The following is a 14600-nucleotide window of genomic DNA, read 5'->3' on the forward strand; positions in this document are numbered from 1 at the left end:
GAGGGCGGTCTCGGCGCCGGGAAGTGAGACGGATGGACACCCTGGACGACGTCGACCGCCGGATCGTCGCCGAGCTGCGCGCCGACGGGCGGCTGTCGGTGCGCGCCCTCGCCGAGCGGGTGCGGATCTCGCGCGCGAACGCCTACGCCCGCCTGGACCGCCTCACCGCGCGCGGAGTCATCACCGGGTTCACCGCCACCGTGGACCCGGTGAAGATCGGGTTGACCACCTCGGCGTACGTGAGCCTCACCGTGCGGCAGAACGGCTGGCGGGACCTCAAGGAGCGGCTGCGCACCATCCCGGAGGTCCGGCACATGGCCCTCACCGGCGGTGAGTTCGACGTGATGCTGCTGGTGCGCGCCGCGGACAACGATGCGCTGCGCCGCGTCGTGCTCGAGCAACTGCAGGCGATACCCGAGGTGCTCGGCACCCGCACGTTCCTGATCTTCGAGGACTCGGCGAACTGACCCAGTAGGCTTCCCCGGAGAGCCCGTAGTCCTCCCCGCCGGGGTCTTTCGGCCCCGCTGCCGTGCGCGTTGAGGCACGATGGTCGGCATGGCGGGTGAGGATCGGCGTGACCTGGCGGGGCAGGAGCGGCCGCTGCGCGAGACGTTGTCGCAGTTGCGGCTGCGGGAACTGCTGCGTGAGGTGCAGGACCGCATCGAGGAGCTGGTCCAGTCGCGCGACCAGATGGACGGGCTGCTCGAGGCGATGCTCGCCGTCGCGAGCGGGCTCGAACTGGACGCCACCCTGCGGCGCATCGTGCATTCGGCGATCGAGCTCGTGGACTGCCGCTACGGCGCGCTGGGCGTGCTCACCCAGGACCGCGAGTCCCTGGCGGAGTTCGTCTACGAGGGCATCGACGAGGCCACGCGCCGGGAGATCGGGGACCTGCCCACCGGGCACGGCCTGCTGGGCCTGCTGATCGAGCAGCCCAAGCCGATCCGGCTGGACGACCTGTCCCAGCACGTCGCCTCGTCCGGGTTCCCGGCGCACCACCCGCCGATGAACTCGTTCCTCGGTGTGCCCGTGCGGGTGCGGGACGAGGTGTTCGGCAACCTCTACCTCACCGAGAAGGCGAACGGGCAGCCGTTCACCGAGGACGACGAAGTCGTCGTGCTGGCGCTCGCGGCCGCGGCGGGCATCGCGGTGGAGAACGCGCGGCTGTTCGAACAGGCCCGGCTGCGGCAGCAGTGGCAGGAGGCCACCAGCGAGGTCCGGGCCGAACTGCTGGCCGCCGCCGATCCGGCCGACGTCCTCACGCTCATCGCGACCCGCGCCCTGACGCTGGCGCGCGCGGACTACGCGCTGATCGCCCAACCCGAGGATCCGGACATGCCCCTGGAGGACGTGACGGAACTGGTGGTCACCGTGCACGCCGGGCCCGGCCCGGGGCAGCTGACCGAGCGGATCCCGGTCGAGGGGTCGACCTGCGGGGCGGCGTTCACCGATGCCCAGCCGCGACGGGTGGACAGTCTGGAGTTCGAGGTGTCCGCCGAGTTCGGTCCCGCGCTGGTGCTGCCGCTGCGCGCGTCCCGCACGTCGGTCTCCGGCGTGCTGGTGGTGGTCCGGCGCAAGGGCGACGCGGCCTTCGACAGCGCCCATCTGCCGTTGGCGGCGGCGTTCGCCGACCAGGCCGCGCTGGCGTTGCAGCTCGCGGAGGACCAGCGTTCGCTCAACGAGCTGAAGGTGGTCTCCGACCGCGACCGCATCGCCCGCGACCTGCACGACCACGTGATCCAGCGCCTGTTCGCCCACGGGCTGGCGTTGCAGAGCACCCACATGCGCTCCCGCAACCCGGAAATCCAGCGGCGGCTGGCGGACATGATCGACGACGTGCAGAGCATCGTCGCCGAGATCCGCACCGCGATCTTCGACCTGCACGGCGGCCTGCACGGCACCGGGAAGCTGCGCACACGGCTCAACGACATCATCGCCGAGATCACCGGGGACACCGGGCTGCGCACCACGGTGCGGATGTCCGGCCCGGTCGGCGTGGCGGGACCGGAGCTGACCGAGCACGCCGAGGCGGTGCTGCGGGAGGCGCTGTCCAACGCGGTCCGGCACGCCAGGGCCAAATCGCTGATGGTCACCGTCTCGGCCAGTGACGAGCTGGTCATCGAGGTGGTCGACGACGGGATCGGCATCCCGGCCACCGTGGCCCGCAGCGGCCTGCACAACCTGTGCGAACGCGCCACCCAGGCGGGTGGCAGCTTCTCCGTCGTTCCGGACGAGACCGGCGGGACGCGGCTGACCTGGGCCGCGCCGATTTCCTGACCGCGCCGGGCCTGCGGTTCGTCACGGCCGCCACGACCCCGGCGGGCCCGCTCCGGTCGCGCGGGAAAGAGCCGAAGTGCCCCGCGGCCGGGGCCCGTCTGCCCTGCCCGCCGCGGCACCGGCCGGTCAGGATCGGGTCATGGCCGGATCGATCGAACCAGCGGTTGTCGCCGCTGTGGACGGCTCGCCCGCGGCGCTGAACGCCGCGGTGGGCGACGCGCGGGGCGTCGCTGCGGCATCTGCCCGCTCCGGTTCGGGCAGCCAGGCCCTGCTCCGCCACTGCCCGTGCCCGGTCGCCGCGGTCCGCTGAGAACTTCCGGAGGAAATGACATGCACTGGTCCCAGGTCGAGATCGGGGCGCTCGCGCGCGCCGCGAGCTGCGCCCCCTCGGTCCACAACTCGCAGCCATGGGCGCTGGAGGTCCCGGACGGGGTCTTGCGGCTGTACGAACGGTTTGACGTGTCGTTGCCGCGGCACGACCCGACCGGCCGCGACCGGGTGCTGTCCTGCGGCGCGGCGCTGGCGAACCTGGACCTCGCGGTGCGGGTCCTCGGCTGGCGGCCAGAGGTCGGGTTGCTGCCGTCGCCGGAGCGGGCGGACCTGGTCGCCGAGATCCGCGCCGCCGAGCCAGGGGAGGCCACGCCTGCCGAACTGAAGCGCTACTCGGCGATCTTCCAGCGCAGCAGCTACCGCTCGCCGTTCGCGCTGCACCACGTCCCGCCACGGCTCCTGCGCCTGCTGGGCGACACGGCGGCCGGGCCGGGCACGGAGGCGCGGCTCGTCCAGCCCCGGACCGAGGCGGCGCCGCTGGCCGAGCTGCTGGCGCACGCCGGGCAGCTGCTCCGCGCCGACCGGGCCTACCAGCGGGAACTGACCGCCTGGACCGCCCAGCTGCGGGAACCGCCGTCGCGGGAGACCACGCTGCCCTGGTCGGGCCTGGTGCGCGCCGACACGCACCTGCCCGACACGGTGACCCTGACCGAGCGGGTCGCGGCGGAATCCCTGCTGATCGTGCTCACCGCGGACGACACCCGCCGCGACCAGCTGCACGCCGGCGCCGCGCTGGAGCGGGCCTGGCTCGCCGCCATCACCGAGGGGCTGGTCGGTTCGGTCCTGACTCAGCCGCTGCACCTGCCCGAGGTGCGTGCCGGGCTCATCGAGAAGCTCGGCCTCCCCGGGTACCCGCAGGCGATCCTCCGGATCGGCTACCCGGTGACGGCCACCCCCGGCCGGGTGTTGGCGCCGACCGGGGCGGGGAAACGCGGATGAGCACGACGCCGGGGCGCTACCGGCGGGCGGCCGCTCGCCGCGCGGCGGGTTCCCAGCTGATGGGTTCCGCGCCTGCCCCATTGGCCGGTGGGTGGTTGTGCGTGCCGCGGTGCCGCAGGGGGCCACGTCCAGGGCGGCGGCCGGGTGGGGAGGTGGGGATGAGCGCCACCGCACGTGGGGGCCATCGGCGGGTGGCTCACCGTTGCTTGGGGGACCCGGTGGTCGTGTGGCCGGCCCGCGGGCGCTTGTGGGGCTACCGCGCGCGGCGTGGTGGTGAGGTGGTCGAGTTCCCGGTGGGCCGGCTCCGGGGCGGCGGCTGGGTGGGGAGGCGGGGATGAGCACCACCGCACCTGGGCGCCATCGGCGGGTGGCTCGCCGTTGCTTGGGTGACGGGGTGGTGGTGTGGCCGGCTCGCGGGCGGTTGCTGCGCTACCGCGCGCGGTGTGGTGGTGAGGTGGTCGAGTTCCGGGTGGGCTGGATCCGGGGCGGCGGCCGGGTGGGGAGGCGGGGATGAGCACCACCGCACCTGGGCGCCATCGGCGGGCGAGCGCTCGCCGCGGGATCGGCAACCGTGTGGTCCTCGGGTTGCTGGGCTCGGCGCTCGCTCCGCTGGCGGGCGGGCGGTTGTGTGTGCTGCGGTACCGCGCGCGGCGTGGTGGTGAGGTGGTCGAGTTCCCGGTGGGCCCCGTCCGGGACGGTGACCACGTGCTGGTGATGGCCGGACGGGCCGCCCGCAAAACGTGGTGGCGGCACTTCCGCACCCCGGCGCCCGTTGAGGTGCGGCTGCCGGGCGGGTGGTCGGCCGGTGTGGGCCGGGTGCTGCACGGCGCCGAGCGCGAGGCAGCCCTGGCCGTGTACCGGCACCACCGGCCCCACGTGCCCGCAGAGGCACCGCTGGTCACCATCGACCTGCCGCCCGCGGAACCGTTGCGCGGCAAGGCGTTCGCGTGGAGCTGGTTCTGGATCGTCACGCTGGCCGAGTTCGCCGGGTTCGCCGTGCCCGCCGTCGTCGGCGCGCTCACCGCCGGGGCCGCACCCGCGGTCGCCGTGCCCGTCCTCCTGGCCGCCGGGGCGGTCGAAGGGGCCGCGCTCGGCTGCGGGCAGGCGCTCGTGCTGCGGCACGCGCTGCCGGCCCTGCCCGGGCGGCGCTGGATCGCGGCGACCTCGGCCGGCGCGGTCGTCGCCTACCTGGCCGGCACGCTCCCGGCCGCGGCGGAGATCCACCGCCGGCCGCCGGTGCAGGCCGCGGCGGCCGCGGTGGCGCTCGGGCTGGTCCTGCTCGCGTCACTCGGCACGGCCCAATGGCCGCTCCTGCGCTCGCACCTGTCCCGCGCGTGGCGGTGGATCCCGGTCACCGCCGCGGCCTGGCTGGCCGGGCTGGGCGTGTTCCTCGCCGTCACCATGCCGCTGTGGCACGACGGGCAAGCCCTGGCCGTGACGGTGCTGATCGGCGCCGGCGGCGGGCTGCTCATGGCCGCCACCACCTCCGCGATCACCGGCTTCGCGCTGGCCCGGCTGCTGGCCTCGGGCGGCTGAGGACAGGGCACAAAGTCCCCGCCGTCGGCGACCTCAGCCCCGCCACGACGGGCCCTCCGCCCGTCGTCCCGGGCCTCCGTCCGCGAATAGCGTTCCTGGCATGGAGATCAGCTCGCACGAACCGACCCCGGAAGAACGTCACCGCACCGCGCGCGCCGTCGCCGGCCAGGCGAAGGACGCCGACGAGCTCCGCGAGCTCCTCGCCATGCTCGGGCTGTCCCCGGCCGAAGGCCGCGCACCGGTCCCGCGACCGCGCCGGCAGCCGGCGAACCGGACCCTGACCATCCCGGAACTCACCGCGTTCGTCCAGCGCGCCACGGCCGCGGCGTGAACCCGGACCCGAGAGGAACAGCCATGTCCAACTCCGCGAACCCGGTCGTCGTCGGGGTCGACGGCTCCGAAGCGTCGCTCGGCGCGGTCCGCTGGGCCGCCGCCGAGGCGCGCCGCCGGAACGTGCCGCTGAAACTGGTGCACGCACTGGACGAAGCCTCGCTCGGCTACCCCCAGCCGATGCCGGTGCACGTGGACCTGGCGGGTCTCGCGCGTCAGCGGGGCCACCGGATCCTGCACGCCGCGAGCGACGTCGCCCGCGACACCGAGTCCGACGTGGACATCCGGCGGAGCCTGCGCGAGGAGCGGCCCGGCGCGGCGCTGCTGGACGAGTCCCGCGCGGCGAGCACGCTCGTCCTGGGCACCCCGCCCGTGCGGTTCCTCGGCCGTTTCCTGGCCGGGTCGGTCACGATCGCGCTGGCCGCCAACGCGGACTGCCCGGTCGCCGTGGTCCGGCCGCACGCGGCGGACGACGAGCCGCCCGTCGAGGGGCCGGTCGTGGTCGGGGTCGACGCCTCGCCCACGAGCGACGAGGCCATCGCGGCCGCGTTCGACGCGGCGTCCCGGCGCGGCGCCGCGCTCGTCGCGGTGCACGCGTGGGACGACTCCTACCTGGGCGCCCTGTTCGAGGACACGCGCTGGACGCTCGACCGGCCGGCGATCGAGGAGCGCGAGCGCGAGCTGCTGGCCGAGCGGCTGGCGGGCTGGCAGGAGAAGTACCCGGACGTCGCCGTCGAGCGGATCGTGGTGCGCGGCGCCCCCGCCGACCGGCTGCTCGACCAGGCCGTCCACGCCCAGCTGATCGTCGTGGGCAGCCGCGGCCGCGGCGGGTTCGCCGGCATGGTGCTCGGGTCCACCAGCCAGTCGCTGATCACCTTCGCGCTGTGCCCGCTGCTGATCGTCCGCCCGGGGTGAGGCAGGTGCGCAGGCCGGTCGTGGCCGACCTGATGACGCACCCGGTGATGTCCGTGGGTGCCCGCGATGCCGTTCAAGAACGTGGGCCCGGTTGCTCGACCGCACCGTCGAACAGGAGGTGCTGCGGCACTGCCGGGCGGCCCCGGAGCAGGCGCGCGCCGGAGTCGTGGACGGGGTCGGGACGCTGACCGGCACCGTCGACCGGCCGCGGTGACGCGGACCGGGCAGTGCGGCCGACCGAGGCGATCCCGGGTGTGGTCGCCGTGGCCGACCGACTCAATTCCATTGTGGACGACCGGGTTCCGGATTCGGGGAGGAACGACATGCCGAACAGCGCAGGGGTGACGGTCGCCGGGGTGGACTGGTCGGAGGCCTCCACCGCGGCGGTGCGCTGGGCCGCGGCCGACGCGGCGCGGCATCACGGCCTGCTGCACCTCGTGCACGGGTTCTCCCCGTTCACCGGCCGCTACGGCCAAGCGATGCCCGCCCTGCGCGCGTTGCACGACGATCTGGCGGACAACGCGAGGGACTTCCTGGCCGCGGCGGTCCGGGTCGCCCGCGACGCCGGTGGTGAGGAACTGGAGGTCACCACGGCGATGCCGGAGGAGAAACCGGCCGAGGCGCTGATCGCGGCGTCCCGCGGCGCCCGGGCGCTCGTGCTGGGCGCGTCCGGGGACGGCGTGCTCGCCGGGACCACGGCTGTGCAGGTGGTCTCCCACGCACACTGCCCGGTCGTGGTGGTGCGAGGGCAGCACGGCCCGGCGGCGGGACCGGTGGTGGCCGGTGTCGACGGCAGCCCGTTCAGCGAGCGGGCGCTGGCGGCGGCTTTCGAGGAGGCCTGTCGGCGCGGGGCGCCACTGGTGGCGGTGCACGCGTGGAGCGACGACGACCTCCTCGGTGGTCTCGGGTCTTTCCCGCTGGTCGTCGACTGGGACGCGGTGCGGCAGGACGAGGAGCTGGTGCTCGCCGAGCGGATGGCGGGCCGGCAGGAGCGCTACCCCGACGTGAAGGTGGACCGCGTCGTGGTGCGCGATCGGCCGCGGCACCAGCTGATCGACTGGAGCGGGCAGGCGCAGCTGGTCGTCGTGGGCAGCCGGGGGCGCGGCGGGTTCGCCGGGCTGCTGCTGGGGTCGACCAGCCAGGCGCTGATCCACCACGCGGAGTGCCCGGTGATGGTCGTCCGCCCCGGCGGGGAACCGCGATGACGGCAGGACAGGACGTGGCGGCGGCGCCGGCCGAGGTCCGCCGGCGCCCTGACCCCCGCCGTGACGGCCGGATACCGCCGCAAGGCCCGCACGACGGGGACCATCGGCCCTTCACCACCGGCCGTCGCCGGACCAGGCTGGGACACAGGGACAACGACCGGCGAGAGGACGGCGTCATGGCCGCGATCGTGGTGGGGGTGGACGGCTCCGCGGGCAGCGCCGCTGCGCTGCGGTGGGCGGCGGACGAAGCGGCGCGGACCGGCCGGGACGTGGTGGCGGTCCACGCCTGGAGCTACGCGGGAGGCGGGGCGACGGCCGAGGCGGTGTTCAGCGCGCACCGGCGGGCCCTCGGCGAGATGGTGGACCGCGCGCACCGCGACCAGCCGGAGGCGAAGATCCGGCCGGAGGTCACCGAGGGCGAGCCGGCGCAGGTGCTGCTGTCCGCCGCGGAGGACGCGGCCATGCTCGTGCTCGGCAGCCACGGCTACGGGCGGCTCATGCGCGCGCTGGTCGGTTCCGTCGGCGCGCAGTGCCTGCGCCGGGCGCACTGCCCGGTGGTGATCGTGCCCGCCGCACGCACGGCCCGGCACCCGCTGGCCGAGGTGGACTACCAGTCCGGTCCGATGGTGTGAGCGCGTGCTGGGGGAGGAGCGTCGATGTCACCGTTCACGTTGTGGCTGAGCAGGCAGTGGCGTCTGATCCGCCCCGGCCGCGGCTCGCTCGCCCGGAGCTGGGACCGCGCCGAGGCGGCCGTGCTCGCCACCGCGGTGCTCGCTGCGCTGTTCGCGGTCCCGGTGGCCGGTGTCGTCGTCTCCGAGGTCCGGGCCGCCCAGATGGCGGTTTCCCGGCAGCAGCAGGCCGAACGGCGCGAGGTGGACGCGCTGGTGCTCGACGTGACCCCGCCCAGCCCCGACAGCGACGACGGAACCGCCACCGCGGTGTGGCGCCTGCCCGACGGCAGCGACCGCACCGGAACCGTGCCGGCCGGCCGCGGCACCGGGCCTGGCGACCGGGTCCCCGTCTGGGTCGACCCGGCCGGGGAGTCCGTGCCCGCGCCGCTGACCGCGAGCGGCGCACTGACCGTGGCCCTCGCCGCGGGGTTGCTCGCGTGGCTCGGCGTCGTGGCGGCGCTGGGGCTGCTCGTCGCGCTGGTGCGCGCCGGCCTCGGCCGGCTGCGGCTGGCGGCCTGGGAGCGCGAATGGTCCGAGCTCGGCAGCGACAAGACCCGGTGGTGAGGAAACGATGACCGTGCGGGAACACGCCCGGGAAACCCCTGCCCGCCCCGGTGATCGCGCGAGGCCGGTCGTGGTCGGCGTCGACGGATCCGGCTCGGCGCTCGACGCGGTGCGCTGGGGCGCCCGGGACGCCGCCCGGCTGGGCGTGCCGGTTCGCCTGGTCCACGCCTACCCGCGCAGCGACCGGGACTACCCCGCGCTGAGCATGAACGCCGGCCAGATCCGCGCGGAACTGCGCGCCTGGGGCGCCGACCGGCTGCGGACCGCCGAAGCGGTGGCGCGGGAGACCGCCCCCGGGGTGACGGTGGAGCTGCGGCTGCACGAGGGCGATCCCCGGGTCGTGCTGCGCCGCGAGTCGGAGCACGCCGCGTCGGTTGTCCTCGGGCACGACGGCGCGGGCGGGCTCAGCAGGCTCGTGTTCGGCTCCTGCGGCCTGGCGCTGACGGTGCACGGCCACCGCCCGGTCGTGGTCGTGCGCGGCCGCGTCGCCGACCAGGGTTCGATCGTCGTCGGCGTCGACGGCACCATCACCGCGGCCCGCTACGCCATGAAGATGGCCGCGCTGCACGGCACCTCGGTGACGGCGGTGCGGACCTGGCACGCGGCTCCCGGGGACCCGGTGGACCGGCACGACGCGGAACACCGCGGGCTGGTCGCCCGGATGGCCCCGCTGGCCGAAGAGTTCCCCGGGGTGCCGGTGGAGCACCTGGTGCTGCGCGGGCGCCCCGGGCACACCCTGCTGGAGTTCGGGCAGCACGCCCGCCTGCTCGTGGTGGGCACCCACGGCAGCAGCGCGTTCGCGGGGCTGCTGCTCGGCTCGACGAGCCAGTCCCTGGCCTTCCGGGCGCCCTGCCCGGTCGCGGTGGTGCCCGAAGATCCGGAAGACGCGTGAGGAGACGACGCCATGAACGACATGGAACGAAGGACGGCGGCCCCGGAAGCGCGGCCGAGCGCGGCGTCCTGGACCGGCCATCCGGCGTCGGACCTGGCCGAGGCGTCGATGCGCCGCGACGTCACCGGTGAGGCCTACCGGCAGCGCCCGCACACCCCGGACGGCATCCACCTCGCCGCCGACGAGCTGGCCGCCGTCGTCGGCGAACTGCGGCGGGTCTGCCCCGGCGCGGACCCGGCGCGGGTGCGTGCGATCGTCGACGGCACGTACCGCAAGCTCGCCGCCGCCGCGAAGATAACCGACCACTTGATCCCGCTGACGCTGCACCGGGCGCGCGCGGTGCTCGAAGCGGAGTGAGGACAGGGGAAGGGCCTCGGGTGCCGGCCGGAGGCCCTTCCCGCAGGTGGATTTCGCAGTGTGCGAGCACCCGTTCGGTCGTGAGGGGCTTCCGATTTCCGGCCCACCGGAAGGGACTCCGGGACGGCACGAGCGCCGGTCAGGCCGCCATCGGCACGCCCGCGTCGGCGGCGCCGGTGAAGACGTCGTCGATGAGGACCACTCTCCGCCCGGCCCTGGCGAGCAGTGAGGCCGCGGCGGTCGCGCGGTAGCCGCTGGCGCAGTGCACCCACACCGGGCCCGCGGGGAGTTCGCCGATCCGGTGGGGGAGTTCGGGCAGGGGGATGTGCACGGCGCCGCGCACGTGGCCGTCCCGCCACTCGTGCGGCAGGCGGACGTCCAGCACCACCGCGGGCGGCGGGTAGGCGCCGGCATGCCCGTGCCGGAGCGCGGCGGCCAGGTCGGCGAACAACGCCGCGGGCAGGCTCGCCAGCCGCCCGGACCGGCCGCCCGCCCACTTCTCCGGGCTCCCACTGGCCGCGGCGGCGGGCCGGTCGATGCCGATGCGGGCCAGCTCCCGCTGCGCCTGGGCGACATCTACCGGGGTCTCGCCGAGCAGCGTGATCGGGGCGCCCCAGTCGATGAGCCAGCCCAGCCACGTCGCCATCGGACCGTCGAGGCCGAGGCTGACCGTGCCGGCCAGGTGCGAGTGCACGAACGCCTTGCGGGAGCGCAGGTCCACCACCCACTCGCCGTGGTCGATGCGCTGCCGCAGTTCGTCCGGTCCGGCGGTGCGGGCCGGGGTGAGGTCGATGGGATCGGGTCCGGCGGCGTTGCGCGGCCCCATGTGCGCGTAGTAGGCCGGGTGGACGTCCAGGCCGGCCAGGGTCTGCTCGACGAACTCGCCCTCGGCCAGCGTGAGTGCCGGGTTGTGCCGCCGTTCGCGGCCGATCGTGGAGGCTTCGCCGTCGGCCTGCCCGGCCGAGCAGAAGCTGCCGAACCCGTGGGTGGGCCAGACGGCCGCGCCGTCGGGCAGCAGGTCGGCGAGGCGGCGGGCGGACGAGTGCTGGTGGCGGGCCAGTTCGTGCGCGTGGTCCTGGCCGAGCAGATCGGTGCGGCCGGTGGTGCCCAGCAGCAGCGACCCGCCCGTGAACACGCCCTCGGGTCCGTCCGGTCCGTCGAGGACGTAGGACAGATGGTGGAAGGTGTGGCCCGGGGTGGCGACCGGCCGGATCCGCATCTGCCCGGACACCTCGATCACGTCCCCCTCGCGCACCGGAACGCGCTCGAACGGCACGTCGTCGGCCGCGGAAAGCCCGTAGCGCGCACCGGTGAGCCGGGCCAGGTGCAGCCCGCCGGACACGTAGTCGTTGTGCACGTGGGTTTCCAGCACCCACGCGACGCGGACCCCGAGCCGGCCCGCCAGCGCGGCGATCCGGTCGATGTCGCGTTGCGGGTCCACCACCACCGCGAGTTCTCCGTCGTGGGCGAGGTAGCTGCGGTCGCCCAGCGACGACGTCTCGATCACCCGTACATCCAGCATGGCCTTTCTCCTTCGGTTCGGCCTGGTCGTACCCCGGGGGGTATGTGGCGACGACACCCCGGCGCCGCACGGACGGCGCCGGGGGTCAGGCCAGGGCCAGGAAGAGCTTTTCCAGCTCGGCTTCGGTCATGGGTGGCTCTTCCCCGCGGTCGCGTGCGGCCTGGCAGTGCCGCATACCGCTGGCGACGATCTTGAACCCGGCGCGGTCCAGGGCGCGGGACACCGCGGCCAGCTGGGTCAGCACCTCCTGGCAGTCCCCGCCGTTCTCCATCATGCTGATCACCGCGGCCAGCTGGCCCTGCGCGCGGCGCAGCCGCACCAGGGCGTCGCCGGTCAGTTCGGGTCCCATTTCCATCAGGCCACCTCCGCCTTCCGCACGCTCATCGCCCGAACAGGCGCCGCAACGCCCCGCCCCGCTTCTCGGGCTCGCACTGGCAGCGCTGCCCGGCGGGCACGTCCGCGAGCACTTCTTCCACGTGCTGGCCGCACCCGGCGTAGGTGGCCTTGCCGCACCGGGCACACGTCACACGACGACACATCGGTGAACCTCCTTGGTTCCGCTGGCATCCACGGTACCCCCGGGGGTATCGAGATCGCCACGGGCGACCGGGCCCTGCTCCGGTTCGCCTGCCCCGCGCGTATCGCTGCGCGGATCTTCGCGATCCAGGAAACCGGAGGTGGCGCAGCGAAAGACCGCGGCCGGCGGGCGCCGGCCGCGGTCTTCGTCACGATTCAGCCGACCGCGACCGGTTCCTCCGCCGCTCGCCGCGCGATGTCCTCGCCCGGGCCGGCTTCGGTGATCGAGCTGCGGAAGGCGTTCAGCCGGAGGCTGTTGCTCACCACGAAGACCGAGCTGAATGCCATGGCGGCGCCGGCGATCATGGGGTTGAGCAGGCCGGCGGCGGCCAGGGGGAGGGCGGCGATGTTGTAGGCGAAGGCCCAGAACAGGTTGCCCTTGATCGTGCGCAGGGTGCGGCGGGAGAGCCGGATCGCGTCCGCCGCCACCCGGAGGTCGCCGCGGACCAGGGTGAGGTCGCTGGCTTCGATGGCGACGTCGGTGCCGGTGCCCATGGCCAGTCCGAGGTCGGCCTGGGCGAGGGCGGCGGCGTCGTTGACCCCGTCGCCGACCATGGCCACGACCTTGCCCTCGCCCTGCAGGCGCTTGACCACGTCGACCTTGTCCTCGGGCAGGACCTCGGCGATCACCTGGTCGATGCCGACCTCGGCGGCGACTGCCTCGGCGGCGGCCCGGTTGTCGCCGGTGAGCAGGATCGGGGTGAGCCCGAGCCCGCGCAGTTGCCGGATCGCCTCGGCGGAGGTGGGTTTGACGGTGTCGGCGACCACCAGCACCGCTCGCGCCCGGCCGTCCCAGCCGACGGCGACCGCGGTCTTGCCCTGCCGTTCGGCCGCGGCCTTGGCCTCGGCCAGCTCGGGGGACAGGTGCTGGCTCCAGTCCGCCAGCAGCGCGGTCCGCCCGACAAGCACGGCCTTGCCGTCGACGATGCCTTGCACGCCGAGGCCTTCGATGTTGGTGAAGCCTTCGACGCCGGGCAGGTCACCGACGCGATCGCGTGCTCCGGTGGCGATGGCCTGGGCGATCGGGTGCTCGGAGGCGCTTTCCAGCGCTCCGGCCAGGCGCAGCACCTCGGCGGTGTCGGCGCCGTCGGTGTGCACCTCGGTGAGGGCCATCTTGCCGGTGGTGACGGTGCCGGTCTTGTCGAGCACGACGGTGTCGACGCGGCGGGTGGATTCCAGGACTTCCGGGCCCTTGATCAGGATGCCGAGCTGGGCGCCCCGGCCAGTGCCGACCAGCAGCGCGGTCGGGGTGGCCAGGCCCAGCGCGCAGGGGCAGGCGATGATCAGCACCGCCACCGCCGCCGTGAACGCCGCGGACACCGTGCCGCCGGCGCCGAGCCAGAACGCCAGGGTGCCTGCGGCGAGGGCGATGACGACCGGCACGAACACCGCGGAGATCCGGTCGGCCAGCCGCTGCACGGCGGCCTTGCCGGTCTGGGCCTGCTCGACCAGTTTCGCCATCTGCGCCAGCTGGGTGTCCGCGCCGACGCGGGTGGCCCGCACGACCAGCCTGCCGCCGGAGTTCACGGTCGCGCCGGTGACCGGGTCGCCGGGCCCGACCTCGACCGGCACGGACTCGCCCGTGAGCATGCTCGCGTCGACCGCGGAGCTGCCCTCGGTGATCACACCGTCGGTGGCGATCTTCTCGCCGGGCCGGACCACGAAGCGGTCGCCTACGGCGAGCTGCTCGACCGGGATGCGTTCCTCCCGGCCGTTTCGCAGCACGGCCACGTCCTTGGCGCCGAGTTCGAGCAGCGCCCGCAGCGCGGCCCCGGCCCGTCGCTTGGAGCGGGCCTCGAAGTAGCGGCCGGCGAGGATGAACGTGGTCACCCCGGCCGCGACCTCGAGGTAGATGTTGCCGTCTCCGCTGATCCGTTGGATGGTCAGCTCGAACGGGTGCGTCATGCCGGGTGTTCCGGCGCTGCCGAACAGCAGCGCGTAGAGCGACCAGGCGAACGCGGCGAGCGTGCCCATCGAGACGAGCGTGTCCATGGTGGCCGCGCCGTGGCGCAGGTTCGTCCACGCGGCGCGGTGGAACGGCCACGCGCCCCACACGATCACCGGCGCGGCCAGCGTGAGCGAGATCCACTGCCAGTAGGTGAACTGCAGCGCCGGGACCATCGCCAGCACGATCACCGGCACCGACAGCACCAGCGAGCCGATCAGCCGCTGCCGCAGCGGCCGGGTCGGGTCCTCCTCGGCAGCCTCGGCCGGTTCCGCCGTCTTGGGCTGGGGGACGGTGGCCGTGTAGCCGGCGGCCTCGACCTGGGCGACCAGCGTGGCCGGGTCCAGGCCGGCGGGGTAACTGACCTTCGCCTTCTCGGTGGCGTAGTTGACGGTCGCGGTGACGCCGTCGAGCTTGTTGAGCTTGCGTTCGATCCGCATCGCGCACGAGGCGCAGGTCATGCCACCGATCGCCAGCTCGATGTCCTGGGCCGCGGCCTGCGGGAGGTTCTGCACATCCGAAGTCATCGTGGTTCTCCTCG

17 protein-coding genes are annotated in these 14600 nt (G+C 74.5%); 13 read left to right on the top strand and 4 right to left on the bottom strand.

The window, feature by feature from the left end:
* Positions 1–32: 32 nt before the first annotated feature.
* From AMYTH_RS0106090 to AMYTH_RS0106150, 13 genes are all read left to right on the top strand, one after another.
* The gene (locus AMYTH_RS0106090; RefSeq protein ID WP_027929542.1) at positions 33–467 is read left to right on the top strand and encodes an Lrp/AsnC family transcriptional regulator; all 435 of its coding nucleotides are present in this window, start codon (positions 33–35) and stop codon (positions 465–467) included.
* A gap of 88 nt (positions 468–555) precedes the next feature.
* The gene (locus tag AMYTH_RS0106095) at positions 556–2277 is read left to right on the top strand and encodes a GAF domain-containing sensor histidine kinase (protein ID WP_027929543.1); all 1722 of its coding nucleotides are present in this window, start codon (positions 556–558) and stop codon (positions 2275–2277) included.
* A gap of 139 nt (positions 2278–2416) precedes the next feature.
* Entirely contained in the window at positions 2417–2587 is a 171-nt protein-coding gene (locus AMYTH_RS48675) for a hypothetical protein (RefSeq protein ID WP_157360547.1), read from the top strand.
* A 20-nt stretch (positions 2588–2607) separates the two neighbouring features.
* Positions 2608–3546, top strand: a complete 939-nt coding sequence (locus tag AMYTH_RS0106105) for an Acg family FMN-binding oxidoreductase (protein ID WP_027929544.1) — start codon at positions 2608–2610, stop codon at positions 3544–3546.
* A 510-nt stretch (positions 3547–4056) separates the two neighbouring features.
* Positions 4057–5082, top strand: coding sequence for a PNPOx family protein (locus tag AMYTH_RS49850; protein WP_209440750.1), 1026 nt, complete (start codon positions 4057–4059; stop codon positions 5080–5082).
* A 100-nt stretch (positions 5083–5182) separates the two neighbouring features.
* Positions 5183–5413 (top strand): hypothetical protein, encoded by a 231-nt coding sequence (locus tag AMYTH_RS44155; RefSeq protein WP_051362575.1) that lies wholly within the window; start codon positions 5183–5185, stop codon positions 5411–5413.
* Positions 5414–5436: 23 nt separating this feature from the next.
* Complete coding sequence (locus tag AMYTH_RS0106120) at positions 5437–6327, top strand: universal stress protein (protein ID WP_027929546.1); 891 nt, start codon at positions 5437–5439, stop codon at positions 6325–6327.
* A 91-nt stretch (positions 6328–6418) separates the two neighbouring features.
* Positions 6419–6541, top strand: coding sequence for a hypothetical protein (locus AMYTH_RS50815; protein WP_267283880.1), 123 nt, complete (start codon positions 6419–6421; stop codon positions 6539–6541).
* A 109-nt stretch (positions 6542–6650) separates the two neighbouring features.
* Positions 6651–7532, top strand: a complete 882-nt coding sequence (locus AMYTH_RS0106130; RefSeq protein ID WP_027929547.1) for a universal stress protein — start codon at positions 6651–6653, stop codon at positions 7530–7532.
* A 176-nt stretch (positions 7533–7708) separates the two neighbouring features.
* Positions 7709–8164: a universal stress protein gene (locus AMYTH_RS0106135; RefSeq protein ID WP_027929548.1), complete on the top strand. Its 456-nt coding sequence runs from the start codon at positions 7709–7711 to the stop codon at positions 8162–8164.
* A gap of 24 nt (positions 8165–8188) precedes the next feature.
* Positions 8189–8767, top strand: a complete 579-nt coding sequence (locus tag AMYTH_RS0106140; RefSeq protein ID WP_027929549.1) for an Rv1733c family protein — start codon at positions 8189–8191, stop codon at positions 8765–8767.
* Positions 8768–8774: 7 nt separating this feature from the next.
* A complete protein-coding gene (locus AMYTH_RS0106145) occupies positions 8775–9659 on the top strand; it encodes a universal stress protein (RefSeq protein ID WP_063630386.1) in 885 nt (294 codons plus the stop codon).
* 12 nt (positions 9660–9671) lie between these two features.
* Positions 9672–10016: a three-helix bundle dimerization domain-containing protein gene (locus AMYTH_RS0106150; protein WP_027929551.1), complete on the top strand. Its 345-nt coding sequence runs from the start codon at positions 9672–9674 to the stop codon at positions 10014–10016.
* 139 nt (positions 10017–10155) lie between these two features.
* Here AMYTH_RS0106150 and AMYTH_RS0106155 read toward each other — a convergent pair whose 3' ends face one another.
* From AMYTH_RS0106155 to AMYTH_RS0106170, 4 genes are all read right to left on the bottom strand, one after another.
* Positions 10156–11538, bottom strand: coding sequence for an MBL fold metallo-hydrolase (locus AMYTH_RS0106155; RefSeq protein WP_027929552.1), 1383 nt, complete (start codon positions 11536–11538; stop codon positions 10156–10158).
* A gap of 85 nt (positions 11539–11623) precedes the next feature.
* A complete protein-coding gene (locus AMYTH_RS0106160; protein WP_027929553.1) occupies positions 11624–11893 on the bottom strand; it encodes a metal-sensitive transcriptional regulator in 270 nt (89 codons plus the stop codon).
* 25 nt (positions 11894–11918) lie between these two features.
* Positions 11919–12077, bottom strand: a complete 159-nt coding sequence (locus AMYTH_RS49450) for a hypothetical protein (protein WP_167344574.1) — start codon at positions 12075–12077, stop codon at positions 11919–11921.
* Positions 12078–12270: 193 nt separating this feature from the next.
* Positions 12271–14586: a heavy metal translocating P-type ATPase gene (locus tag AMYTH_RS0106170; RefSeq protein ID WP_027929554.1), complete on the bottom strand. Its 2316-nt coding sequence runs from the start codon at positions 14584–14586 to the stop codon at positions 12271–12273.
* Between the last annotated feature and the right edge of the window lie 14 nt (positions 14587–14600).

The sequence above is a fragment of the Amycolatopsis thermoflava N1165 genome (assembly GCF_000473265.1).
GTDB classification, from domain to species: Bacteria; Actinomycetota; Actinomycetes; order Mycobacteriales; family Pseudonocardiaceae; genus Amycolatopsis_E; species Amycolatopsis_E thermoflava.